Raw genomic sequence first — 23,908 nt, forward strand, 5'->3', positions numbered from 1 at the left:
CCCAACCCTACAAACGGAGCAAACATGGAACTCGTCTTTATTCGTCACGGCCAAAGCGAATGGAACGCCAAAAACCTCTTCACCGGCTGGCGCGACGTCAAACTGAGCGAACAAGGCATAGCCGAAGCGCAGGCCGCGGGCCGCAAACTGAAAGAAAAAGGCTACCTGTTCGACATCGCCTTCACATCCGTTCTCACCCGCGCCATCAAAACCTGCAACATCGTTTTGGAAGAGTCCGACCAACTCTTCGTGCCGCAAATCAAAACCTGGCGGCTGAACGAACGCCACTACGGCCAACTGCAAGGGCTGGACAAAAAACAGACCGCTGAAAAATACGGCGACGAACAAGTCCGCATCTGGCGGCGCAGCTACGACACCCTGCCGCCGCTGCTCGACCCGGAAGACCCGTTTTCCGCGCACAATGACCGCCGTTACGCGCACCTGCCCGCCGATGTCGTTCCCGACGGCGAAAACCTGAAAGTCACGCTCGAACGTGTACTGCCTTTCTGGGAAGACAAAATCGCCCCCGCCATTATCAGCGGCAAACGCGTATTGGTCGCCGCCCACGGCAACAGCCTGCGCGCCTTGGTGAAACACATCGAGGGCATTTCCGACGACGACATCATGGGCGTGGAAATCCCCACCGGCCAGCCGCTGGTGTATCAGTTGGATGACAACTTAAAAGTCTTGGACAAATTCTACCTGTAACGCTGCGGGCGAATCCGGACAATACAAAAAGGCCGTCTGAAAAAATATTTCAGACGGCCTTTTCGACACTTCATTTCTGTAAACGATTTCTGTAAACGTGTGGGGAGGTGTTAGTTTTGTCATAGAGTGGTAAGAACAAAAAACGGGGAAAAATTTAATAAAAACAAAAAAATGGCCGAAAACAGGCCGAAAATCGAAATTGCAAAAAAGCGCGAAAAAACTGCCTATTTTTTAGCAGATTCGCGCTTTTTTTGTCACAAGAACCATCAGAAAGTCATCAATTACTGATACCGCAGTCCCAGAGGTAGCGGCCGTATATCTCGAAGTAGTGGTCTTCGGAATGGGACAAGTCCAGGTCGAAGGTGGGATACAGCCCTTTGTTGGGGTTGTCGCTGATAACGCGGAAAACAGAGGGGGCGATTTTTTGCAGGCGTTTGACCCTTAATTCATCGCCCTGTCTGAACAGGTAGATACCTTCGCTCAAATACTCTGCGCAGGCCTGCCAGAGTACCGTGCCGCGGTCAATGATTGTGGGGAACATGCTGTCGCCTTTGATTCGCGTGCAGAAACAGTTTGCCGGGCGGACGCCCAGATGGTCGAAGAACGAGGCTCTGAACCACATGGCTTCGGTTTCCACGTCCCACACGATGCTGCCCGGCCCTGCGCTGGCGAACACGCTTGTGTGGTAGCGCACGGGCACGATGCCGGCGGTACTCTGCCGCGCCGACCATTCCGGATACTCTTCAATCATCTGCCGCATAGACAACGGCACGGCGGGCAGGCGCGCGTTTTCCCGGCTGTCTGCCCTCTCATTATATATAGGCTTTGCCTCAGGCTTCCCGCTGCGGGCGGCCTTTTCTTGCAGCAGTACATCGAGCACGCCTTTTTCTTTTAATTCCTCAATGACATAGTTTGGAATTTCATAAAGCGTTTTAATTCCCTTAGGGCCGCCTTTTCCTGAAACATGCACGCAGCCCCAATTCTCGCGCTTTGCCTTACCGGCTATTCCTCTATCACTCCTTGGCAGTGATTTCAATTCGTACTGTTCAACCAATTCAACCAGTTCATCGATTCCAAATTTCAAGCCCATTTCAGTTCCTAACTTAGTTTGAAAGTACCGAACAAAGTTGCGAATTTATATATTTATATAAATCATCGATTTAATTATTTTCTTGTTCGGAAGTTGCGAATTTAGTTGCGAACAAGTAGTTCGTAACTTATACTGTCCACAACTTGATAAGTCAAATTATAAACGACTTATAAACCGCTCTTTAACAATTTGGACAAAAGCCGAGAAAAGTAGATAAGAAGTAAGAAGCAGTGTTTTAAGACTGCTTAACAGGCCGTCTGAAATACGGACGGCCGATTAAGCTGTTTTTAAAGGAGTACGCACAAAAGCGAAAACGTCACCCTGCCTGTCGCCGACCAATACGCCCTGCCGCGCGCCGAATTGGGACAAATCTGGCAAATCCAAGAACCGTCGGGTAACTGGCAGGGCACGGTCACCGGCGTTACCCTCAACGTCGACATCGAAAACGACGCCCCCGTCGTCATGCAGACCGTTACCATCGACCGCTACTTGGGTTAGGCTGTCTGAAAAGGCCGTCTGAAAGGAAAAACATGAACCTCTACCGCCAGCTTACCGACCTGATGAAACGCGAAAGCCGCGCCGCCGCCAAAATCACCGCCTCCCTCGGCGGCGGCACATGGGAAGCCGAAACGCAAAGCGGCCGCACAGTCATCCTGCGCGGCCGCGGCGAAACGGGCAAACGGTTTTTTTACGACGCCCATACCGGCCAAATCCTCGCCCCCGCCCCCGATTTGGACATGACGGATATTGCCGTGTGAAGTGAAGCGGAGAAGGACGGGCGGGATTGTTTGGAAGCCTAGAATGGGGATATTGGAACAAGAAGAGAGGAATATTTGAAGAGGGACGGCGACGCGGAGGTGATGGGACACCGCCGCGCCAGCCAAGCAGGACAGGCTGCATTGACTTCGAGGCCGTCTTGTCTGTACAGACGGGCGGGATTGTAATCAAACCGTAAGGAAATGCAAACATGTACCGCGAATTGCGTTGCACAGCCTGCAACAAACTGTTGGGAAAAGGCAGCGGCACAGTGGAAATCAAATGCTGCCGCTGCAAAACCGTCAACCGTTTCAACTGATTTTTAACAGAGTGCCGTGAGCACCGTATTTTTTTCAACAGAGCCGCCCGACGGCCTTAGCGAAAGGAAAATATGGATGCGAACGCACCCTCAAAACCCACCGTCGGCAGCCTGTTCGCAGGCATCGGCGGCTTCGACCTCGGTTTCGAGCAGGCAGGATTCGCAACCGCGTGGCAGGTCGAAATCGACGACACCAACCGCGCCGTCCTCGCCGACCGCTTCCCCCATGCCAAACAACTGCGCGACGTGCGCACCTGCCTGCCCGACTTGTGGCGCACAGATGTCATCGTCGGCGGCTTCCCCTGCCAAGACGTCTCCATGGACTGGATGAGGCCGACGCTGCGGAAGCTCGGGCTGCGGGAAACGCCGTCTGCCCGCAAGTCGCCCGCTGGATTGCCGAAAAATTCATCCCAACCTTCCGATAAATAAAACAAAAGGCAGAGCACCGCGAGTGCCTGCCGCATATGACAAAAACAAACCACCATACCAAAGCCCCGCTGCCCTTCGTCGGGCAGAAACGACACTTTATAAAACACTTCAAAGCCGCCTTGGGCAACATCCCCGACGACGGAGCAGACTGGACGGTTATCGACGTCTTCGGCGGCAGCGGCCTTCTGGCACACGTTGCCAAACGCACCAAACCCGCCGCCCGCGTCATATATAACGACTTCGACGGCTACGCCGACCGCCTGCGAAGCATCCCCGACACCAACCGCCTGCGTGACAGACTGGCCGCGATATTGGACAACAAGCCGCGTGAAAAGAGACTGGACAAAGACATCAAGTCCGCCGTTATCGCCGCCATCGAAAACTTCGACGGCCGCAAAGACCTCAACTGCCTGCGCTCATGGCTGCTGTACAGCGGCAAAGAAGCTCCGACGCTCGAACACCTATATAAGGAGACCATGTACAACTGCCTGCGCCGCAGCCCGTATCCCGAAGCGGCGGACTATCTGGACGGCCTCGAAATCACCGCCGAATCATTCGAGACCCTGCTGCCCCGATACGCAGGACGGGAAAACACCCTGCTGGTACTCGACCCGCCCTACGTCTGCACCCAGCAGGGCATGTACGCCAACAAGGCTTATTTCGGCATGATTCCCTTCCTGATTCTGACCGCGATGGTGCGGCCGCCCTTCATCTTCTTCAGCAGTACCCGCAGCGAGTTCGCCGCCTACCTCGACTACCTGCGGCGGCACCGCCCGCAGGAATGGGCGAAATGGGAGGGCTTTGAGCATGTCAAAATCACCGGCGGCATCTCCAAAACCGTCCGCTATGAGGACAATATGATTTACCGATTCACTCCCGAGCAGGCATAACAAAAGGGGCTGGCTGCCCCTTTGTTCCCACGCTACACGAGCCAAGCAGGAATATGGATAAAACGGGAGGAATTTTGCGCGGGTTTTGTCATGGGTGATAAAGGTGGGGGTGTGACAAAAAAAACGCAAAACAGGGACAAAACGCCCGCGACGTTACAAAACGGCATCAGCCGCCCATAAACCAGAATTTCAACGCCCACAATACGGCAACTATCCACACCATAGGCGGCACGTCTTTGACGCGGTTGCACAAGAGTTTGATCACGGCGTAGCTGATGAAGCCGAAGGCGATGCCGTCGGCAATCGAATAGGTGAACGGCATGAACACGATGGTCAGGAAAGCGGGGGCGGCTTCGGTCATATCGTCCCAGTCGATTTCACGCGCGCTGCGCAGCATTTGCGCGCCGACGTAGAGCAGCGCGGGCGCGGTGGCGAAACCGGGGATGCTCTGCACCAGCGGCGAGAAAATCAGACACGCCAGCATCAATACGCCGACGGTTACGGCGGTCAGCCCCGTGCGGCCGCCTGCGGCAACACCCGCCGCGCTTTCGACATACGGCGTGGTTGAAGACGTACCCAGCGCGGCACCGGCGACGATGGCGGTCGAGTCGGCAAGCAGGGCGCGCTTCAGGCGGGGCAGTTTGCCGTCTTCCAGCAGGCCCGCGCGGTGGGAAACGCCGACCAGCGTGCCGGTGGAGTCAAACAAATCAACCAGGAAAAAGACGAAAATCACGCTGACCATGCTGAGTTTAAAGAGGCCGGTAAAATCCATCTGCATGAACGTCGGTGCAATGCTCGGAATTTCGCCGACCACGCCTTTAAATTCGCTCAAGCCCAGCAGGGTGGAAATGGCCGTGATTGCCAGAATGGTCAGGATAATCGCCCCTTTGACGCGGAAATGACCCAACGCCACCACCATGGCGAAGCCCGCCAATACCAAGAGCGCGACGGGTTGATGAATATCACCCAGTTTCACCAAAGTTGCTTCGCTGGAAACAATGATGCCTGCGCCTTTGAGCGCAATCAGCGACAGAAACAGCCCGATGCCGGCGGCAATCGACATTTTCAAACCCATAGGCAGCGCGTTCACCAACATTTCGCGCACCTTGAAAAAGCTGAATAAAATAAAAATGATGCCGGAAACGAACACCGCACCCAAAGCCACCTGCCAGGGCACGCCCATGCCTTTGACGACGGCGAAAGTAAAGTAGGCGTTCAAGCCCATGCCCGGAGCGAGCGCAATCGGATAGTTGCCGACGAAGCCCATCACGAAGCAGCCGATGGCGGAAGCGATGCAGGTGGCGACGAATACTGCGCCCATGTCCATGCCCGTTTCGCCGAGAATCAGCGGATTGACGATGATGATGTAGCACATGGCGAGGAAGGTGGTCAGCCCCGCCGTCAGCTCCGTGCGCACATTCGTGCCGGCAGCGGACAGGCCGAACAGGCGGTCAAACAGATTGGGAGTTTGTTTATCCATGATTGAAATGTGAAGTTAAGTAAAGCAGGTATTATACCCGAATTGTCTACAAATCAGGCCGTCTGAAAGCATAGAATATTTTTTTTCAGACGGCCTATCCCGCGTTTTCCAGCATCAGGACAAACTGCGCCAATTCCTGAGGCAGTTCGGCCTTCAAGTGCAGCGGTTTGCCTGTCAGCGGGTGGTCGAGGTGCAGCTCGGAAGCGTGCAGGAACATTCGTTTCAAACCGAGTTTCTGAAGGCGTTTGTTGGCTTGGTAGTCGCCGTAGCGTTCGTCGCCGGCGATGGGGCAGTGCTGCGATTGGAGGTGGACACGGATTTGGTGGGTGCGACCGGTTTTCAGGGTGGCTTGCACGAGGGTGAGGTACGAGAGTCCGACTTGGTGCAGGAGGCCGTCTGAAAAGCGGTTGAGTACGCGGAAGATGGTGTGCGCGGATTGTCCGTCTTCGCTGACGCGCACCATTTTTTCGCCTTGCGCGCCGGTGTATTTGAATAGGGGCAGTTTGACGTGGAAGCTGTCGTTCGGCAATTTGCCCACACCCAGCGCGAGGTAGATTTTTTTGGGGTGGTCGTTGCGGATGGCTTCGTGCAGTTTGACGAGCGCGCTGCGTTTTTTGGCTATCATCAAGAGGCCGCTGGTGTCTTTGTCGAGGCGGTGGACGAGTTCGAGGTAGCGGGCTTCGGGGCGGGCGCGGCGGATTTGTTCGATAACGCCGAAGCTCACGCCGCTGCCGCCGTGAACGGCGGTGCCTGCGGGTTTGTTAATCACCAGCAGCGCGTCGTCTTCGTAGATGATGGTAAATTCGCGCGCGGGTACGGCTTGGGTGCGGTTTTCAGACGGCCTCTGCTTTTCGGCGGTGCGTACGGGCGGGATGCGGAGCAGGTCGCCTGCCTGAATACGGCTGTCGGGCTTGCAGCGTTTTTTGTTCAGGCGCACTTCGCCGGCACGGATAATGCGGTGGATATGGCTCTTGGGTACGCCTTTGAGGATTTTTATCAGATAGTTGTCAAGGCGTTGGCCTGCCGCCTCGTCGTCAATGCGGAAGAAACTTGCGGAGTCTTTGCTTATCGGCTGCATTTTCTCTATAATCTGCGCGTTTTGTCCCTGTGGGGCAAAGCATATTGAAAAAAGAGATTCTATATTAAAAACGTACTCTGCAAAGCATTTCCTTCCGTCTGCGAAAGCCCGCGGCGGAAGACCGTAATCAAGTTTGAATGGAACTGCCGAACCGTTTTGGCATAAGACGACAGGGCTTTTGCCGCGCCGCACAAAACAGACCACAACAGGCAAACGATAATAAGAAGATGTCGGCTGTCATTTTTTAAGCCCGAGAGTGTCCGCCTCAAAAGCGCACGCGGGTGCCGCCGGAAAACTCTGGCGTATGTTCTTTAATACCTTCTTTATCCGCTTAACCGACCGCACATGACCGCTTGACGCGGCATGCAGTATTGCGGTGTGAAATTCGAAAACTGATTACACGCTTCGTGAGTGCTAACGGGGTGTCCGGGGCCGTCTGAAAGGCCGCCGTCCGCCCGAGAGGTTATCATGAAACGTATGTTGTTTAACGCCACGCAGGCAGAAGAACTGCGCGTGGCCATTGTGGACGGGCAAAACCTGCTCGACCTCGACATTGAAACGCTGGGCAAAGAACAGCGCAAAGGCAATATCTACAAAGGTGTCATCACCCGCATCGAGCCGTCGCTGGAGGCGTGTTTCGTCGATTACGGAACCGACCGGCACGGCTTTTTGCCGTTTAAAGAAGTATCCCGCTCCTATTTTCAGGACTACGAAGGCGGCCGCGCCCGCATTCAGGAAGTGCTCAAAGAAGGCATGCAGGTCATCGTCCAAGTGGAAAAAGACGAACGCGGCAACAAAGGCGCGGCACTGACCACCTTCATCAGCCTGGCCGGACGCTACTTGGTATTGATGCCGAACAACCCGCGCGGCGGCGGCGTGTCCCGCCGTATCGAAGGCGAGGATCGGCAGGAGCTGAAAGACGCGATGGCCGAGCTGGATGTCCCCGCTGGCATGAGCCTGATTGCCCGCACCGCCGGCATCGGCCGCAGCGTGGAAGAATTGCAATGGGATTTCGACTACCTGCTGAAACTTTGGCGCGCCATCGAAGAAGCGGGCGAAGCCCATCGCGAACCCTACCTGCTTTTCATGGAAAGCTCGCTGCTCATCCGCGCCATCCGCGACTATTTCCGTCCCGACATCGGCGAAATTTTGGTGGACAACGAAGAAGTCCATGCGGAAATTTCCGAATTCATGTCGTATGTGATGCCGAACAACGTAGGCCGTCTGAAACTCTATCAAGACCACACGCCGCTGTTTTCCCGTTTCCAAATCGAACACCAAATTGAAAGCGCGTTTTCACGCAGCGTCAGCCTGCCTTCCGGCGGCGCGATTGTGATTGACCACACCGAAGCCCTCGTTTCCATCGACGTCAACTCCGCCCGCGCCACCCGCGGTGCGGACATCGAAGACACCGCCTTCAAAACCAATATGGAAGCCGCCGAAGAAGTCGCCCGCCAAATGCGCCTGCGCGACTTGGGCGGTTTGGTCGTCATCGACTTCATCGACATGGAAAACCCCAAGCACCAGCGCGATGTTGAAAACGTCCTGCGCGACGCGCTCAAAAAAGACCGCGCCCGCGTGCAAATGGGCAAACTTTCCCGCTTCGGCCTCTTGGAATTGAGCCGCCAACGCCTGAAACCCGCCTTGGGAGAAAGCAGCCACGTCGCCTGCCCGCGCTGCGCCGGCACCGGCGTCATCCGCGGCATCGAATCGACCGCCCTGCACGTTTTGCGCATCATTCAAGAAGAGGCGATGAAAGACAATACCGGCGAAGTGCACGCCCAAGTGCCCGTCGATGTCGCCACCTTCCTGCTGAACGAAAAACGCGCCGAGCTGTTTGCGATGGAAGAGCGTTTGGATGTCAACGTTGTCCTGATTCCGAATATCCACTTGGAAAATCCGCACTACGAAATCAACCGCATCCGCAGCGACGATGTGGAAGAAGACGGTGCGCCGAGCTACAAACGCGTCGCCGAGCCCGAAGCGGATGACAACGCCAAACCTTTCGGCAACGAGCGTGTCAAAGCCGCCCGTCCCGAACCGGCCGTTAAAGGCGTCAAACACAACCAGCCGGCTCCCGTTGTAGCCGAACGCCCGGCCGGTTGGTGGGACAAATTCAAAGCCTGGTTCAAAGGCCTGTTCGGCGGCGGCACGATGGAGCAGCCTCAGGAAGAAAGCCGCAAACAATCCTCAGGCAATTCCCGCCATTCCTCATCCCGCAGGCGCGGTAACCGGCGCGGTGCCGGCAGAAGCGCGGGCGGGGAAATGCGGAATAACGCCTCTCGCAGCGATACGGCGGATGTTGAAGAAACCAAAACAGACAACGCCAAAACCGACAGCCGCCGCAACGGCCGACGCGGTGCGGACAGCCGAAACGCAGACGGCCGAAACGCAGACGGCCGCAACGGCAACCGCCGCCGCAACGACCCAGCCGCAGCCGTTCCAATGGCCGAACAGGCGGAAAAACGCACACCGGCGGAAGAAACCGTTGTTGCCGCACCTGTTGCCGCCCTGCCCGAAGTTCAAACGGAAAAACGCGAAAGCCGCGACAACCGCCGCCGCGAACGCAACCCGAAACGCAACGAAGCCGCAGAAGCCGCCGCGGTTGAAACCGTGGCCGCTGCGGCAGCCGAACAGCCTGCCGTTGCCGAACCCGCAGAGAAAAAACGCGGCGGACGCAATCAGGAGCGGGGCGGTCGCAATCCGCGCGACCGCAACGGCAACCGCCGCAGCGACAAGAAACGCAACATTCCGTCAGCCGCCAAAATCGAGCAGTATCTGATGATTGACGAGGCTGCCGACAAAGTCCTTGCCGCCGTCGCGCACGTTTTCGGCGAAACGCGTCCGGCAGACAGTCAGCCGCAAACCGGCCATGATCAACCGCTGATCATCACACTGCCTGCCTTGCCGCAGGATGAGGCGGAAGAAACCGTTTCCATTATGGTGCAGCCTGCAAACGCTGAAGCGGACATGATTGCCGACAGCAGTGCCAAAGTGCTTGCCGCCGTGGCGCAGATTATGGATACGGCCGAAACCGTGCCTTCTGCGGCAACCGAAACCGCCGAACCTGTCGGAGAAACCGTGCCGGTTGGGCAGCCCGCCGAGCCCGTTGCCGTGGAAGCCGAACCGTCGGCCGTGCCGGCTCCCGCTGTTGCGGCTGCCGCAATTGAACCGTCCGCGCCGTCCGGCCTGATATTGGTTCAAACCCGTCCGGAAGCCTTGGCCGCCGCCGTTGCCGCCGTTCAACCCGAACAGCCGCAGGGCAAACGCCGTGCAGATTTGCCGAAACCCGTTGAAACCGAAACGGCTGCCGCACCGCTGGAACAGGTGGAAACCCGCCGCGTTTAGCCATATGCCGTAAGTGCAGGCCGTCTGAAAACAGGTTTCGTGTTTTCAGACGGCCTGTTTCCGTTTCCACCTTTCGGTTTATGTTTTTTAAATTGCAGTCCGAGCAAGAAAACTGAATGACGGCGCGGGGGTGCCGTTTCAGACGGCCTCTTTCCCGCCGTGGCGGTTTTGCCGTTCCGTCCGACGGACAAAGCGGGAAAACGCGGCTTGCCGGATATTCCGTTATACAATCAGTTCTATATTTTCAGACGGCCTTTGCCGCAGGCCGAGGCCGGCCGATTCAACCAAAAGGAGTTCCGTATGACCCTAATCTTCAATTCCGACGGTTTTCCCGTTTATTTCGAACAAGCCCCGACCATCATGGTTCGCGACCCGCTGGCCGAATTCCTCGGTGCGGCCGAACACGGCCTGATGACTTACCGTTACGTTGATGCCGTGCGGCTGGCCGGGCATTCCTGCCCCACGGTGGCCGGTGCGTACCTGATGGTTTGCCGGGGCTTGAAGGCATTGTACAGCGACGATGTGCCCGAACGCGGCGGTATCGAGGTTCGGATGCGCGACGGACGGGATGAGGGCACGACCGGCGTTGTCGCCTCCGTCGCCACCCTGCTGACCGGCGCGGCCACAGAGCAAGGCTTCGGCGGCATCGGGATGAACCGCCGTTTTGCCCGCCGCGACCTGTTGGCTTTCAACGGCAATATCGACGGCACGCTCGCCCTGCGCCGCCGCGATACCGGCGCGACGGCGGAAATCGACTATCACGCCCAACGCGTCCCGTTTGCTCCGCAGATGGCCGAAGTGATGCCCAAAGCCGTGTCGGGTACGGCCTCGGATGAAGAATTACGGCTGTTTAAAGAGTTTTGGCAGGAACGCACCCGCGCCATTTTGGTCGATCATGCGGATGATGACGGGCTGATTGAAATCCGTTTGAAATAAGGTTCGTCCGTCAAACGGCATCATGCCGCAAAAAAACGCCTGGAAGGTTTGCGGGCGTTTTTTTTTGCGGGAGGAAGTGGGTTTTCAGCGCGGCCGGGCGGGCGGAAGTATTCATGTTTCGCATCAATTCGTTCTGTTGTTTTCAGACGGCCTTATCTGTTTTGATTACAGCTGCGGGCGGCATGAGGCTTTCATCGTCGGGATTGTCGCCGCAGGCACACGCGCAACGGACGAAGCGGCAATCGGGCGGTGACGGGTTGGCGGACGGGCAACCGCAACGGCGGCAGCCGGCAGGATTGCCGGACGGCCGGAACGGGTCGTCGAAACGGCGGTATTTGTCTGCTTTCATAAGCCTTCCTTTCGGCTCTTTATTTCGCGCTCGGGCGGATTTGCCAAGAAACAGCCGGAAAGATAATATCCCCGCCCGTGCCGTACCTTCAAGGAAAAACAAGAAAAAAACGGCTGGAAACTGATTTATCGCAAAGGCATATAAAGTATCCGATGCCAATCGGGATGTGACCGCACGGGCAGATATAGGCCGTCTGAAAGACATTCGGCGGGCAAATGAAAGATTTTATCGACACTCAGGACTTGTTTGGAGAGGTATTCGGCGAATGGCAGACGAGCAATACAGATTACAACAGCCCCGAACAAGTGTTGGACGAGGCCTATTATTCTATAAATTGCGATTATTACCTAACCGCCTATCTGCAATACCCGCTTTACCGCACCAAGCCTGACGGCGATTTTCTCCGTCCTTATTTCGATTTGTGGAAACAGGGTTACGGCTTTACCTTAGATAAAGACTGTTTGTATTTGTGCAAATAGCTTCCGTTTTTTCAGACGGCCTCAAACATTTTTTACACGCCATGATCTACCACCGCATCGCCGTAAACGTGCCGCTTTCAGACGGCCTTTTGACTTATTCCCATTCCGACCCGCTGCCGCAGGGCGCGCGGGTGCTTGTGCCTTTCCGCAACAAAACCGTGGTCGGGATTGTGTGGGAAACGGATATTGCGCCCGATATGGATGCGGCGCGGATTTTGGGCGTTCAGACGACCTTTTCGGACGAGCCGCTGCTGCCTGAAAACTGGCGTGATTTGCTCTCGTTTACGTCGCGTTATTACCACTATCCGACGGGGCAGGCGGTGTTTGCCGCGCTGCCGCAGGGTTTGAAGGAAACGCGCGCGGTGGAAATGCCGCAGCCGCCGTTGTTTTACGCGCTGAACGAAGCGGGCAGGGCGCAAACGCCGCCGCCGGCGCGGTTCAACAAAAAAGCGGCTTTGTGGGATGCGCTGCTGTCGGGCGGGATGACGATGGCGGGGTTAAAGCAGGTAAACACGCAGGCGGCGAAATTGATTGGGGATTGGGCGGAGCAAGGTTGGATTGAAACGACGGAAGCGGCAAAACCCGTTTTAAGGTCGTCTGAATTTCAGCTCAACGCCAACCAACAGAAGGCTTCCGATGAAATTCAGACGACCTTCGGCAGCTTTCAACCGTTTCTGCTGTACGGCATCACCGGCAGCGGTAAGACCGAGGTGTATTTTGATGCGATGGCGAAAGTATTGGCGCAGGGGCGGCAGGTGTTGTTTCTGTTGCCCGAAATCAACCTTACGCCGCAGCTTTTGAAGCGGGTGGAAGACCGTTTTGCCGACGTACCGACCGCCGTGTTGCACAGCCAGATGGCGGCAGGCAGGCGCACGCAGGATTATCTGCGCGCGATGTTGGGGCAGGCGAAGCTGGTCATCGGCACGCGGCTGGCGGTGTTCACGCCTTTGCCTGATGTCGGGCTGATTGTGGTCGATGAGGAACACGACGGCTCGTTCAAGCAGGACAACGAATTGCGCTACCACGCCCGCGATTTGGCGGTGTGGCGGGCGAAGCAGAGCGGCTGTCCCGTCGTGTTGGGCAGCGCTACGCCCAGCTTGGAGAGCTGGCACAAAGCACAAAGCGGCGCGTACCGCCTGCTGCAACTGACCGAACGCGCCCATACCGCCGCGCAACTGCCGCAAGTGGACATCCTCAACGTAGGTCGTCTGAAACTCGACAACGGCTTCTCGCCGCAAGCCTTGCAGCTTTTGAAACAGAACTTCGAAGCGGGCGGCATGTCGCTGGTGTACCTCAACCGGCGCGGTTTTGCGCCCGCGCTGTTTTGCGGCGACTGCGGCCATACCTTCGGCTGCCCGAACTGCTCCGCCAAAATGGTGCTGCACCAACGCGCCCGCCAACTGCGCTGCCACCATTGCGACCACCGCGAACCCATCCCGTTCAAATGCCCCGACTGCGGCAACCAAGACCTGACCGCCGTTGGTCACGGCACGCAGCGCGTCGAAGAAACCCTGCGCGCCTTCCTGCCGAAAGCAACCGTTGTCCGCGTCGATAGGGACAGCACGGCGCACAAAAACGACTGGGCGGATTTGTACCGCCGCATCGCCGATAACGAAATCGACATTCTGGTCGGCACGCAGATGCTCGCCAAAGGCCATGATTTCGCGCGGCTCAACCTCGTTATCGTGTTGAATGCCGACGGCAGCCTGTACAGCGCGGATTTCCGCGCACCGGAAAGGCTGTTCGCCGAGCTGATGCAAGTGTCCGGCAGGGCGGGGCGCGCCGACAAACCCGGCAAGGTGTTGATACAGACCCAACTGCCCGAACATTCCGTCTTCGCCGCCGTCAAAGCGCAGGATTATGCCGTGTTTGCCGAAAACGAATTGAACGAACGGCAAATGTTTTCCATGCCGCCTTTCGGTTTTCAGACCGCCGTCCGCGCCGACGCGCCGCGCGTTGCCGATGCGATGGAGTTTCTCAACGCCGCCAAAGAAACCCTCGCTCCTCTTTTGCCCGAAAGCGTCTCCCAGTTCGGCGCCGCCCCCATGCTGATGGTGCGCCTCGCCGAACGCGAACGCGCGCAAATCTTCCTCGAATCCCCGTCCCGACAGGATTTGCACCGCGCCGTGAGTTTGTGGGTGCAGGTGTTGCAGCAAAACCGCGACGGCAAAATCCGATGGTCGGTGGATGTGGATACACAAGAATCGTGAGGGGTTTGAAGAAGGCAGAGGCCGTCTGAAAGGTGTTTTCAGACGGCCTCTGTTTGGTGTCGGAGTTATTTTGCCAGTTCTTCGTCGATTTGGCGGTAGAGTTCGGCGAAGTCGGGTTCGCCGACGAAGGTTTTCAAGACTTCGCCTTTTTTGTTGATGAGGACGGAAGTCGGGTAAACCTGCGTGCCGAAGGCCGTGGCGGTGGTTTTCCCGCCGTCGTAGGCGACGGTGAAGTTCATGCCTTTTTCGGCGGCGTAGGTTTGTACGGCGGGGAGGGGGTCGAAGGGCAGGGAGATGCCGATGACTTGGAAGTCAGGCCGCGATTGGTAGTCGTGCGCCATTTTGATGACCAGGGGCATTTCTTTGACGCAGCCGGGGCAGGAGGGATACCAGAAATTGATGAAGCTGACTTTGCCGTTCAGGGTGCCGTTGTTTACGGGGCGGCCGTTGAGGCTGGTCAGGGAAAAGGCGGGGGCGGCCGGTTTGGCGGGTATCAGGACGAAGGCCAGCAGGCCAGCGATGAGGGCGGCTGCGGCGACGGGGATGAGTTTTTTCATGGTTGGCGGTTTTGCAGTTGTTGCAGGAGGGTGTAAACGTCGGGCGGGAAGCAGGTGCCGCGGCCGTCTGAAACGGGGACGACGGTGATGTCGGCCTGAACGGCGGTTTTGCCGTTATGCGCCAGGGTTGCGGTTTGGCGGATGACGGTGCGCTCCGGTTCGAGTGTGCGGATGCTGCTGCGGATGAGGAGGGTGTCGCCTTCGGTGGCGGGGCGCAGGTAGCGGATGTCGGCACGGGCGACAAGGATGGAAATGCCGCCCAAGCCGGCGAGCAGGTTGTACCGTTCGAAAAAATGCCAGCGCGCTTCTTCGAGGAATTCGAGGTAGCGCGCGTTGTTGACGTGGCCGTATCCGTCGAGGTGGTAGTTGCGGATGCGGATGGCGGTGTCGCTCATTTTCAGTCTAAATCCAGCGGTTGGAAGGCTTCGCGTGCGAGCGGTTCGGCGGTGAGGTCGGTAACGACCGTGGCGGTGCGGATGTCGAACCATTCGGCGAAGATGTCGGGGTGGAGGTCGGGCCACAGGCTGTCGTCTTCGCACCAGTCGGCCAGTTCGGCGGCGAAGATTTCTTCGACGCGGCCTTCGATGCTGTCCCAGATTTCGTCCGTGTTGTTGCAGGGGTCGGTGAGGTAGGCGTTGGCATCGTCTTGCAGGTCTTCGAGGGTGAAGTCGGAAAGGTCGGTGCCTATGCTGTGCAGCCAGTGCCAGAAGGGTTCGCGGGGAATCAGCAGGAAGAGGCTTCGGTTTACTTCGTACATGGTGTTTTCCTTAAATGTCGGTTGGGACGGCGGCTATGATAATGTGTGCCGGCGGTTTCGTCATCCGTGTGCTGCGGTTTCAGGCTTCGCGCTCCTGCGGCGGCCAGTCGGAATAGGAGTGTTTGCTCAGGTAGGCGTTGGTGTAGCGGCCGTCGGCGGTGATTTCGCGGCCCAGCCAGGACGGGCGTTCGAAGGGGGTGTCTTCGGCGGGCAGTTCGATTTCGGCAACGACGAGCGGGGCGTTTGCGCCGAAGTATTCGTCGATTTCGAAGGTGAAGCCGCCGTGTCGGACGGTGTAGCGGTGTTTTTCCAGTGTGAACGGGCACATGGTGTCCATGATTCCGCGTGCGTGTTCGAGGGGGATTTCGTATTCGTATTCGCTGCGGGTGATGTCGGAAATGTAGCCTTTCAGGGTCAGCCAAGCCCGGCTGCCGATGATACGGACGCGGATGGTGCGTTCTTTTTCGACGCTGAGGTAGCCTTGGGCGAGCAGTTCGGGTTCGCCGGCTTCGGCGCGCCAGCCGTCGTTTGCGGGGAGGAAGCGGCGTTCTATTTCGATGGTCATTTTCAGACGGCCTTTCAGAATGGTTTGAATATAACGAGGTAAAGTGCGGCAATCATCATCAGGACGGGTATTTCGTTGAAGACGCGGTACCATTTGTGGCTGTGGCGGTTGCGGCGGGCGGCGAAGTCGTGCAGCAGGCGGGCGCAGTAGGCGTGGTAGGCGAGGAGGAGGAGGCCGAGCGTGAGTTTGAGGTGCACCCAGCCGTAAACCCACCAACTGGTGGCGAAGGGGATGAGGATGCCGAACAGGGCGGCTCCGATGCCCAGCGGGGTCATGAAGCGCATCAGCCGCTGCGACATTTCGAGCAGGCGGCGGTATTCGGCGGATCCGGTGTCTTCCACCTGCGCGAGGTTCACATAGATGCGCGGCAGGTAGAAAAGTCCGGCAAACCAGGAGATGATGAAGAAGAGGTGCAGCAATTTAAACCAGGGATACATTTTCAGACGGCCTTTCTGCCCGTGATACGGGTCGGGCGGCATTATATAGTAGGCAGGGGCGGATTTTGTTAAAATGGGTGTCCTTAAACCAAATCCATAAGGGAAAGCGTGATGTTGAACCAGTTTGAAATCCACGGCGGCGTCGTTAAGAATTTGAATGCCTTTTTGGCCGAGCGCGGCATAGACCTGAAAACGGCGATGGATGCGGAGGAAACCAATAAGTTGGTGGCCGCGATTATCCATGAGGGTTTGCCGGGCATGGTGCGCCGCATTTATTCGCTGCAGAAAATGCAAACCTTTTTCTGGGAGAAAAAGGATTTGATGGTGGATTATGTGGCCGCGCGTTTGGAAGCGGCGGAGAAAAAGGCTCAGGCGCGCAAATAAGCCTGCTTTGAATCCGGTTTGGAGGCCGTCTGAAAACCCGAAATGCGGTTTTCAGACGGCCTCTCTCCGTGTCGGGACAGGTTGCCGCCGTGTTGCCTTTTGTTAAGTAGGCGGCTATAGTGAATCACATTCAGGCCGCTTCTTGTTCGGCCGATAAGAAAAATATCGATTCATTAGAGGACACATCCATGCACCTGATACGCGCGCTCAGCATTATTTTCGGCTTCCTCGCCTTGGGGGAGGCCGTGATTCATTTTACGGGCATGAAGCTGCCCGGAAGCATCATCGGCATGGCCTTGCTGTTTGTTTCGCTGCACATGAAGTGGGTGAAGGCGGCATGGCTTCAGGGGCTGGTGGATGTGATGATGGCCAACCTCTCGCTGTTCCTCGTGCCGCCCTGCGTCGCGGTGATGGGGTATTTCGATTTGCTGGCCGAGGATTTTTGGGCGATTGCGGCATCCACGCTGTTGAGCACGTTGGCGGTAATGTTCGCCACCGGCAAGACCCACGAACTGCTGCGGAGGCGTTGAAATGGAAATGTTGCGCCATCCGATTGTGTTGCTGTGGCTGACGATTACGTTTTATTGGGCGGTCAATCTGCTGCGGGCACGTACCGGCAGCATGTTTGTCAATCCCGTGGTGTGCACCACCGCCGTCGTCATCCTTTATTTGAAGCTCGCAGGCATAAATTACGCCGCCTATCACAACGCGGCGCAGTTTATTGATTTCTGGCTCAAGCCGGTGGTGGTCGGGCTGGCCGTGCCGCTTTATTTGAATTGGGACAAAATCCGCCGCCAATGGCTGCCGATTGTGCTATCGCAGGCCGTGGGCAGCGTTACCGGCATCGTCAGCGCGGTGTATATCGCCAAATTTATGGGCGCGGGGCGCGCTGTGGTGTTGAGCCTGGCCGCCAAATCGGTCACTAATCCGATTGCCATCGAAATCACCCAAAGCATAGGCGGGATTCCCGCCATTACCGCCGCCACCGTTATCGCCGCCGGCATGATCGGGCAGATGGCGGGTTACCGCATTATGAGCGCGGGTACGCTGACCAAGCCGATGTCGCAAGGGATGTCGATGGGTTCGGCCTCGCACGCGATGGGCATTGCCGCCTCGTTGGAGCGCGGGAAAAAGTTTGCCGCCTATGCCAGCCTCGGGCTGATTTTCAACGGCGTATTGACCGCAGTTTTAGTACCGCTGCTGATTCCCCTGATGGGCGTGTAAGTATCCGCCCGACATCATGAGGCCGTCTGAAAACCATGTGCGGTTTTTTCAGACGGCCTCATGCCTGATTCCGCATACCGATGCCAAAAAGAGGTATTTGCTTTACAATACCGTCCCTTAACTTTTGTTTACCCGATTTTTTGTACATGAACGAACACGTTTCCGTCCCATCCCCCGTCGGCGAAGACTACCTGCTGTTAGGTCAGTACGCCGAACGCGCCTATCTCGAATACGCCATGAGCGTGGTCAAAGGCCGCGCGCTGCCTGAAGTTTCAGACGGCCAGAAGCCCGTGCAGCGGCGCATTTTGTTTGCCATGCGCGATATGGGTTTGACGGCGGGGGCGAAGCCGGTGAAATCGGCGCGCGTGGTCGGTGAGATTTTGGGTAAATACCACCCGCACGGCGACAGTTCCGCCTATGAGGCGATGGTGCGGATGGCGCAGGATTTTACCTTGCGCTATCCCTTAATCGACGGCATCGGCAACTTCGGTTCGCGCGACGGCGACGGGGCGGCGGCGATGCGTTACACCGAAGCGCGGCTGACGCCGATTGCGGAATTGCTATTGTCCGAAATCAATCAGGGGACGGTGGATTTCGTGCCGAACTACGACGGTGCGTTTGACGAACCGCTGCACCTGCCCGCCCGCCTGCCTATGGTGTTGCTCAACGGTGCGTCAGGCATCGCAGTGGGCATGGCGACTGAAATTCCGTCGCACAATTTGAACGAAGTGACGCAGGCGGCGATTGCGCTGTTGAAGAAACCGACGCTGGAAACTGCCGACCTGATGCAGTACATCCCCGCGCCCGATTTTGCTGGCGGCGGTCAAATCATCACGCCGGCGGACGAATTGCGCCGGATTTACGAAACCGGCAAAGGCAGCGTGCGCGTGCGTGCCCGTTATGAAATCGAGAAGCTGGCGCGCGGGCAATGGCGCGTGATTGTGACCGAGCTGCCGCCAAACGCCAATTCCGCCAAAATCCTTGCCGAAATCGAAGAGCAAACCAACCCAAAACCGAAAGCGGGCAAAAAGCAGCTGAACCAAGACCAGCTCAACACCAAAAAGCTGATGCTGGATTTAATCGACCGCGTGCGCGACGAGTCCGACGGTGAACATCCCGTGCGCCTTGTGTTCGAACCAAAATCCAGCCGCATCGATACGGATACCTTCATCAACACGCTGATGGCGCAGACTTCGCTGGAAGGTAATGTGTCCATGAACTTGGTGATGATGGGGCTGGACAACCGCCCCGCGCAGAAAAACCTGAAAACGATTTTGCAGGAATGGCTGAATTTCCGCGTCGTGACCGTAACACGCCGTCTGAAATTCCGTTTGAACCAAGTAGAAAAACGGTTGCACATCCTTGAAGGCCGTCTGAAAGTCTTTCTACACATCGACGAAGTGATTAAAGTCATCCGCGAGTCAGACGACCCGAAAACCGATTTGATGGCGGCGTTCGGGCTGACCGAAATCCAAGCCGAAGACATTTTGGAAATCCGCCTGCGTCAGTTGGCGCGTTTGGAAGGTTTCAAACTCGAAAAAGAATTGAACGAGTTGCGCGAAGAACAAGGTCGTCTGAATATCCTTTTGGGCGACGAAAACGAAAAACGCAAGCTGATTATCAAAGAGATGCAGGCGGACATGAAGCAGTTCGGCGACGCGCGCCGCACGCTGGTGGAAGAAGCCGGACGCGCCGTGCTGACGCAAACCACCGCCGACGAACCGATCACGCTGATTTTGTCGGAAAAAGGCTGGATACGCAGCCGTGCCGGACACAACCTTGATTTGAGCCAAACTGCGTTTAAAGAAGGCGACCGCCTCAAACAAACCCTTGAAGGCCGCACCGTTTTACCCGTTGTCATCCTCGATTCATTGGGCAGAACCTACACGCTCGATGCCGCTGAAATCCCTGGCGGACGTGGCGACGGCGTGCCGGTTTCATCGTTAATCGAGCTGCAAAACGGCGCAAAACCCGTCGCCATGCTCACCGGTCAGCCCGAACAGCACTACCTACTCTCAGGCAGTGGCGGCTACGGCTTCATCGCCAAACTGGGCGATATGGTCGGACGCGTGAAAGCAGGCAAAGTGGTGATGACCGTGGATAGCGGCGAAACCGTCCTGCCGCCGATTGCGGTTTATGCCTCTTCGCTCATCAACCCCGACTGCAAAATCGTACTGGCAAGTAGCGACCACCGCCTCTTGGCGTTTTCCATCGGTGAACTCAAAGTCATGCCCAAAGGGCGCGGTTTGCAGTTGATGTCGCTGACCGACGGCGCGTCTTTGGAGCACATCCTCGTTACCACGTCTGCGGAATTTATCGTTGAAACCGTCGGCAAACGCGGTGCGGCGCATCAGGAAAAATTGCGCATTTGCGACATCGACGGCAAACGCGGCAAAAAAGGGAAGGTTTTGGACGTATCAGGTCGTCTGAAAACCATTAAGGCGGGCGATTAACCGTTGAGGCTGTCTCAAAAATCTAAAAATGCTGCTATGCGATAATCTAGACAAAAGACCGTTAGAATAACCGATAGAACGATTGCGAAACCGATACGAACATGGATAAATCCTTTTCCTCAAAAATTGATGAATGGAACGAACAGGTGGGTCGAATTCCGTGGCTGCTCAATGTCTGCCGGTTGACCATCCTGCTGTCGATGTTTGTGCTGTATATGATGTCGGTTTTCTCGGAAAACGCCGGGCTGAAAAAAATGGTGCCGCCGACCATTTTCTACATTTGGGCCGCCGTTTATGCCGGAATTACCCTGATTTCGATTATCCGGCCGCATTGGGTGCGGCAGGAAAACGATAAATTGCCCAATGCCAGCGCGGTAGTCGATATCGTGATGATTATGGCCTTGGTGTACTTGACAGGCGGTATAGGGACGGGTGTCGGTATTTTGGTGCTGCCGTTTGTCGCCACATCGTGCATGCTCAGTTACGGCAAGTTTCCGGCCCTGTATGCCGGCTTTACCACGGTGTGCATCCTGTGCGTGATGTTTTTGAGCGACCAATTGAGTTTGGATGCCGACACATGGGACGGCCGAAATATCGGTACGGCCATTATGTTGATTGGGGCATCGTTTGCCGTGGCTTATCTTACTTCATACAGTGCCACTTTCCTGCGCGATGCCACTGCTTCGGCACGGAAGCACAAACGGAACTACAACCGCGTGCGCGGGCTGAACCAGCTGGTGTTGAACCGGGTGCAGGAAGCGGTGATTGTGATTGATCCGGAATTGAAAGTCTGGCTGTTTAACCGTCAGGCGAAGAATTATTTTTCCGGCTTGGCGGCAGAGCATAAAGAACCGATTTTCGAAGATTTGGTTGCGCGTTGGTTGTTAAACCCTGAAAAACCGTTCGAGGCCGACATCCATCTGCATCGATTTTCCATGCACGTCCGTGCCGTGCCCATGGTGCAGGAAGACGGCAAATTGCTAATGTTGTTTTTGCGCTCGTTGCGTGAAATCGCTGCCGAAGCCATGGCAACCAAACTGGCTTCCCTCGGCCAGCTGACCGCCAATCTGGCGCATGAAATCCGCAATCCGATGTCCGCCATCCGTCATGCCAACGACTTGCTGCAGGAAGGCATAGAAGACCCGGTCAGCAAGAAATTGCACGGTATCATCGACGGTAATATTCGTCGTATCGACAAGATGCTGGAAGATGTTTCTACATTGAACAAAAAAGACAACCTCGGCCGCGAAAGCATCAATCTGATGAAATTCTGGCTGGCATTCAAGCAGGAATTTACACTGAACAACCCAAGTTCGGTCGGTTGCATCAAAATGGAAATGCAGGGCAAAAATCTGACCGTTACGGCAGATCCCATGCATGTACAGCAAATTATGTGGAATTTGTGCAACAACGCTTGGCGGCACAGTACGAAAGGCAGTGACGCCATCCAAGTATCGATTAAGCCGAGCGGCAAACTGAATGTTTCGATTGTGGTGTCGGATGATGGCCCGGGAGCGGCCCCCGAAATCCGCAACCAGCTGTTCGAGCCGTTTTTCACTACCGAAAAAGGCGGCACCGGGCTGGGACTGTATGTTGCACGAGAACTGGCTCATGCCAACTTGGGACAGTTGCACTACCATCCCGAATTGAATGGATTCGAATTGATTTTACCGAAAGACAACAATCATGAAGAGTAACGATCTGCAATATCCGGTATTGGTCGTAGACGACGAGGCGGACATTCGCGACCTGATGGAAATGACCCTGATGAAGATGGGGCTGCGGGTGGAAACCGCCGTCGGTGTGGACGATGCCAAAGAAAAATTGGAAAACAACGACTATTCGCTGGTATTGACGGATATGCGTATGCCCGACGGTTCGGGTTTGGAAGTGGTGCAACATATCAATAAGCTGATGCTTGACACGCCCGTGGCCGTGATTACCGCTTTCGGTAATGCCGACCAGGCAGTGGAGGCATTGAAAGAGGGTGCGTTCGACTACCTGCAAAAACCGATTACCTTGTCGCAACTGCGTTCGTTGGTCAAATCGGCTGTCAAAGTAAACGAGCCCGAAGAAAAGCCTCAGGCTGCTCCGGCCGCACCTACGCCCCCCGCTCCGGCTGCCCAACCTGTTCCTTCATTCGTGCCGCCGAGGCCGCAGCCCATAGCAGCCGTCCCCTCAAGGCCGTCTGAAAGCGCGGCGAAAACCGTCAGGAAAGGCATTTCCGGCGGTATAGACCGTCCGATGACGCCTCCGAGTGCATTGAGTTCCCTGCGCGAGCGTTTCCGCAGTGCCCCGACGCAAAATACCCAGGCTGCAGCAGGTATGGCATCGGAGCCGGAAGTCGGCGGCGATATCGATATGCCGCGCCTTTTGGGTATGTCGCCGCAGATGGTGGAAGTGCGCCACTTAATCCGCCGCTTGGCCGGAAGCAACGTGCCGGTTTACATTTCCGGCGAATCCGGTTCGGGTAAAGAGCAGGCTGCCCGCAGCATACACGAACTGTCTCCGCGTACGGTCGGCCCGTTTATCGCGGTGAACTGCGGCGCAATTCCCGAAAACCTGATGGAAAGCGAATTTTTCGGTTACAAAAAAGGCAGCTTTACCGGTGCAGATCAAGACCGTCTCGGCTTTTTCCAACATGCCGACGGCGGCACGCTGTTCCTCGACGAAGTTGCCGATTTGCCGTTGGCCATGCAGGTCAAACTCCTGCGTGCCATTCAGGAAAAGGCCGTCCGCCGTATCGGTGATGCCAAAGAAACGCCTGTGGATGTGCGCATCATCTGCGCCACCCACAAAAACCTAGAAGCACTGGTAGAAAGCGGCGCATTCCGCCAAGACTTATACTACCGCCTCAACGTCGTTACCCTGCATATGCCCCCGCTGCGCGAGATGCGCGAAGATTTAGGCGGCCTGATTCTGCGCCTGTTGAACAAATACCGCGACGGCGTGCCGGGCGGCTACAAACTCAGCCCCAAGGCACAGGAAGCCTTGTTATCGTACAGCTATCCGGGCAACTTCCGCGAATTGGAAAACATCTTGGAACGCGCCATTGCCCTGACGATCGGCAACATCATCCAAGTAGACGATTTGCAGCTGACCGCAGGAAACGGCCCGCGCCTCAGCGATTTGCCGGCCCGTTCGCCAGCCGAGCCGCAGGCTGAAGCCGTCGTCGAAACGGCTGCGGACGATGCTGCGGAACTGCCGCCGATGAATTTCGACGATTTGCCGCAGTTTATGCCCGGCCGGACGCAGATTCAGGAATATCTCGACCTGTTGGAGCGTTCGATTATCGAGCAGGCCTTGCAAATTACGCGCTATAACCGCACGCAGGCCGCCAAGCTGCTGGGCATCAGTTTCCGTTCGATGCGTTACCGCATGGAACGGTTGAGTATCGAATAAACGCCCGCCGTTGTTTACCAAAAGAAAACAGGCCGTCTGAAAAAGGTTTTCAGACGG

The 23,908-nt window shown here is 56.6% G+C and carries 25 protein-coding genes; 16 read left to right on the forward strand and 9 right to left on the reverse strand.

The window, feature by feature from the left end:
- Positions 1 to 24 precede the first annotated feature (24 nt).
- The gene (locus BM261_RS02590; RefSeq protein ID WP_074894853.1) at positions 25 to 708 is read left to right on the forward strand and encodes a 2,3-diphosphoglycerate-dependent phosphoglycerate mutase; all 684 of its coding nucleotides are present in this window, start codon (positions 25 to 27) and stop codon (positions 706 to 708) included.
- 277 nt (positions 709 to 985) lie between these two features.
- Here the strand turns inward: BM261_RS02590 and BM261_RS02595 are convergent, their stop codons facing one another.
- The gene (locus BM261_RS02595; protein WP_074894855.1) at positions 986 to 1,798 is read right to left on the reverse strand and encodes a S24 family peptidase; all 813 of its coding nucleotides are present in this window, start codon (positions 1,796 to 1,798) and stop codon (positions 986 to 988) included.
- Between the two features lie 360 nt (positions 1,799 to 2,158).
- Between BM261_RS02595 and BM261_RS02600 the strand changes: the two genes are divergently transcribed.
- From BM261_RS02600 to BM261_RS02625, 5 genes are all read left to right on the forward strand, one after another.
- Positions 2,159 to 2,296, forward strand: coding sequence for a hypothetical protein (locus tag BM261_RS02600; RefSeq protein WP_174888222.1), 138 nt, complete (start codon positions 2,159 to 2,161; stop codon positions 2,294 to 2,296).
- 32 nt (positions 2,297 to 2,328) lie between these two features.
- Positions 2,329 to 2,556, forward strand: a complete 228-nt coding sequence (locus BM261_RS02605) for a hypothetical protein (RefSeq protein WP_074894857.1) — start codon at positions 2,329 to 2,331, stop codon at positions 2,554 to 2,556.
- Between the two features lie 209 nt (positions 2,557 to 2,765).
- Positions 2,766 to 2,873, forward strand: coding sequence for a zinc finger domain-containing protein (locus BM261_RS02610; protein ID WP_074894859.1), 108 nt, complete (start codon positions 2,766 to 2,768; stop codon positions 2,871 to 2,873).
- A 72-nt stretch (positions 2,874 to 2,945) separates the two neighbouring features.
- Positions 2,946 to 3,302, forward strand: coding sequence for a DNA cytosine methyltransferase (locus BM261_RS02615; RefSeq protein ID WP_240317839.1), 357 nt, complete (start codon positions 2,946 to 2,948; stop codon positions 3,300 to 3,302).
- 35 nt (positions 3,303 to 3,337) lie between these two features.
- Positions 3,338 to 4,192: a hypothetical protein gene (locus tag BM261_RS02625; RefSeq protein ID WP_074894862.1), complete on the forward strand. Its 855-nt coding sequence runs from the start codon at positions 3,338 to 3,340 to the stop codon at positions 4,190 to 4,192.
- Positions 4,193 to 4,358: 166 nt separating this feature from the next.
- Here BM261_RS02625 and BM261_RS02630 read toward each other — a convergent pair whose 3' ends face one another.
- Positions 4,359 to 5,672 carry an NCS2 family permease gene (locus BM261_RS02630; protein ID WP_074894864.1) on the reverse strand — a complete coding sequence of 438 codons (1,314 nt, stop codon included), beginning with the start codon at positions 5,670 to 5,672 and terminating at the stop codon, positions 4,359 to 4,361.
- Positions 5,673 to 5,766: 94 nt separating this feature from the next.
- Positions 5,767 to 6,750, reverse strand: a complete 984-nt coding sequence (locus tag BM261_RS02635) for an RluA family pseudouridine synthase (RefSeq protein WP_074894866.1) — start codon at positions 6,748 to 6,750, stop codon at positions 5,767 to 5,769.
- Positions 6,751 to 7,218: 468 nt separating this feature from the next.
- On the opposite strand from BM261_RS02635, the gene BM261_RS02640 reads away from it, so the two are divergent.
- Positions 7,219 to 10,098, forward strand: coding sequence for an Rne/Rng family ribonuclease (locus tag BM261_RS02640; protein WP_074894869.1), 2,880 nt, complete (start codon positions 7,219 to 7,221; stop codon positions 10,096 to 10,098).
- A gap of 300 nt (positions 10,099 to 10,398) precedes the next feature.
- Positions 10,399 to 11,034 (forward strand): hypothetical protein, encoded by a 636-nt coding sequence (locus tag BM261_RS02645; protein ID WP_074895212.1) that lies wholly within the window; start codon positions 10,399 to 10,401, stop codon positions 11,032 to 11,034.
- Positions 11,035 to 11,176: 142 nt separating this feature from the next.
- On the opposite strand, the gene BM261_RS02650 is transcribed toward BM261_RS02645, so the two are convergent.
- Positions 11,177 to 11,383, reverse strand: a complete 207-nt coding sequence (locus BM261_RS02650; RefSeq protein WP_074894872.1) for a hypothetical protein — start codon at positions 11,381 to 11,383, stop codon at positions 11,177 to 11,179.
- A gap of 215 nt (positions 11,384 to 11,598) precedes the next feature.
- On the opposite strand from BM261_RS02650, the gene BM261_RS02655 reads away from it, so the two are divergent.
- Together BM261_RS02655 and BM261_RS02660 are read left to right on the forward strand one after the other, a co-directional pair.
- Entirely contained in the window at positions 11,599 to 11,862 is a 264-nt protein-coding gene (locus BM261_RS02655) for a hypothetical protein (protein ID WP_074894875.1), read from the forward strand.
- Between the two features lie 41 nt (positions 11,863 to 11,903).
- On the forward strand, positions 11,904 to 14,072 hold the full coding sequence (locus BM261_RS02660) for a primosomal protein N' (protein ID WP_074895214.1): 2,169 nt from the start codon (positions 11,904 to 11,906) through the stop codon (positions 14,070 to 14,072).
- A gap of 65 nt (positions 14,073 to 14,137) precedes the next feature.
- Here BM261_RS02660 and BM261_RS02665 read toward each other — a convergent pair whose 3' ends face one another.
- The 5 genes from BM261_RS02665 to BM261_RS02685 form a co-directional block, all read right to left on the reverse strand.
- Entirely contained in the window at positions 14,138 to 14,629 is a 492-nt protein-coding gene (locus BM261_RS02665; protein WP_074894878.1) for a TlpA family protein disulfide reductase, read from the reverse strand.
- The gene (locus tag BM261_RS02670) at positions 14,626 to 15,024 is read right to left on the reverse strand and encodes an acyl-CoA thioesterase (protein WP_074894880.1); all 399 of its coding nucleotides are present in this window, start codon (positions 15,022 to 15,024) and stop codon (positions 14,626 to 14,628) included. Before BM261_RS02670 ends, BM261_RS02665 begins: the two co-directional genes overlap by 4 nt.
- Before the next feature lie 2 nt (positions 15,025 to 15,026).
- A complete protein-coding gene (locus BM261_RS02675) occupies positions 15,027 to 15,386 on the reverse strand; it encodes a VacJ (RefSeq protein WP_074894882.1) in 360 nt (119 codons plus the stop codon).
- 79 nt (positions 15,387 to 15,465) lie between these two features.
- Positions 15,466 to 15,951 carry a CYTH domain-containing protein gene (locus BM261_RS02680; RefSeq protein ID WP_074894884.1) on the reverse strand — a complete coding sequence of 162 codons (486 nt, stop codon included), beginning with the start codon at positions 15,949 to 15,951 and terminating at the stop codon, positions 15,466 to 15,468.
- A gap of 14 nt (positions 15,952 to 15,965) precedes the next feature.
- Entirely contained in the window at positions 15,966 to 16,388 is a 423-nt protein-coding gene (locus BM261_RS02685; protein ID WP_074894886.1) for a CopD family protein, read from the reverse strand.
- Positions 16,389 to 16,499: 111 nt separating this feature from the next.
- Between BM261_RS02685 and BM261_RS02690 the strand changes: the two genes are divergently transcribed.
- From BM261_RS02690 to BM261_RS02715, 6 genes are all read left to right on the forward strand, one after another.
- The gene (locus BM261_RS02690; RefSeq protein WP_074894888.1) at positions 16,500 to 16,772 is read left to right on the forward strand and encodes a hypothetical protein; all 273 of its coding nucleotides are present in this window, start codon (positions 16,500 to 16,502) and stop codon (positions 16,770 to 16,772) included.
- Positions 16,773 to 16,960: 188 nt separating this feature from the next.
- The gene (locus BM261_RS02695) at positions 16,961 to 17,302 is read left to right on the forward strand and encodes a CidA/LrgA family protein (protein WP_074894890.1); all 342 of its coding nucleotides are present in this window, start codon (positions 16,961 to 16,963) and stop codon (positions 17,300 to 17,302) included.
- A gap of 1 nt (position 17,303) precedes the next feature.
- Positions 17,304 to 17,996 carry an LrgB family protein gene (locus tag BM261_RS02700; protein WP_074894893.1) on the forward strand — a complete coding sequence of 231 codons (693 nt, stop codon included), beginning with the start codon at positions 17,304 to 17,306 and terminating at the stop codon, positions 17,994 to 17,996.
- Between the two features lie 146 nt (positions 17,997 to 18,142).
- Complete coding sequence (gene parC / locus BM261_RS02705) at positions 18,143 to 20,449, forward strand: DNA topoisomerase IV subunit A (RefSeq protein WP_074894895.1); 2,307 nt, start codon at positions 18,143 to 18,145, stop codon at positions 20,447 to 20,449.
- Positions 20,450 to 20,550: 101 nt separating this feature from the next.
- The gene (locus BM261_RS02710; protein ID WP_074894897.1) at positions 20,551 to 22,146 is read left to right on the forward strand and encodes a two-component system sensor histidine kinase NtrB; all 1,596 of its coding nucleotides are present in this window, start codon (positions 20,551 to 20,553) and stop codon (positions 22,144 to 22,146) included.
- On the forward strand, positions 22,136 to 23,851 hold the full coding sequence (locus BM261_RS02715) for a sigma-54-dependent transcriptional regulator (protein ID WP_074894899.1): 1,716 nt from the start codon (positions 22,136 to 22,138) through the stop codon (positions 23,849 to 23,851). Before BM261_RS02710 ends, BM261_RS02715 begins: the two co-directional genes overlap by 11 nt.
- Positions 23,852 to 23,908: the final 57 nt, after the last annotated feature.

This window comes from Neisseria elongata subsp. elongata (assembly GCF_900113545.1).
Lineage (GTDB): Bacteria > Pseudomonadota > Gammaproteobacteria > Burkholderiales > Neisseriaceae > Neisseria > Neisseria elongata.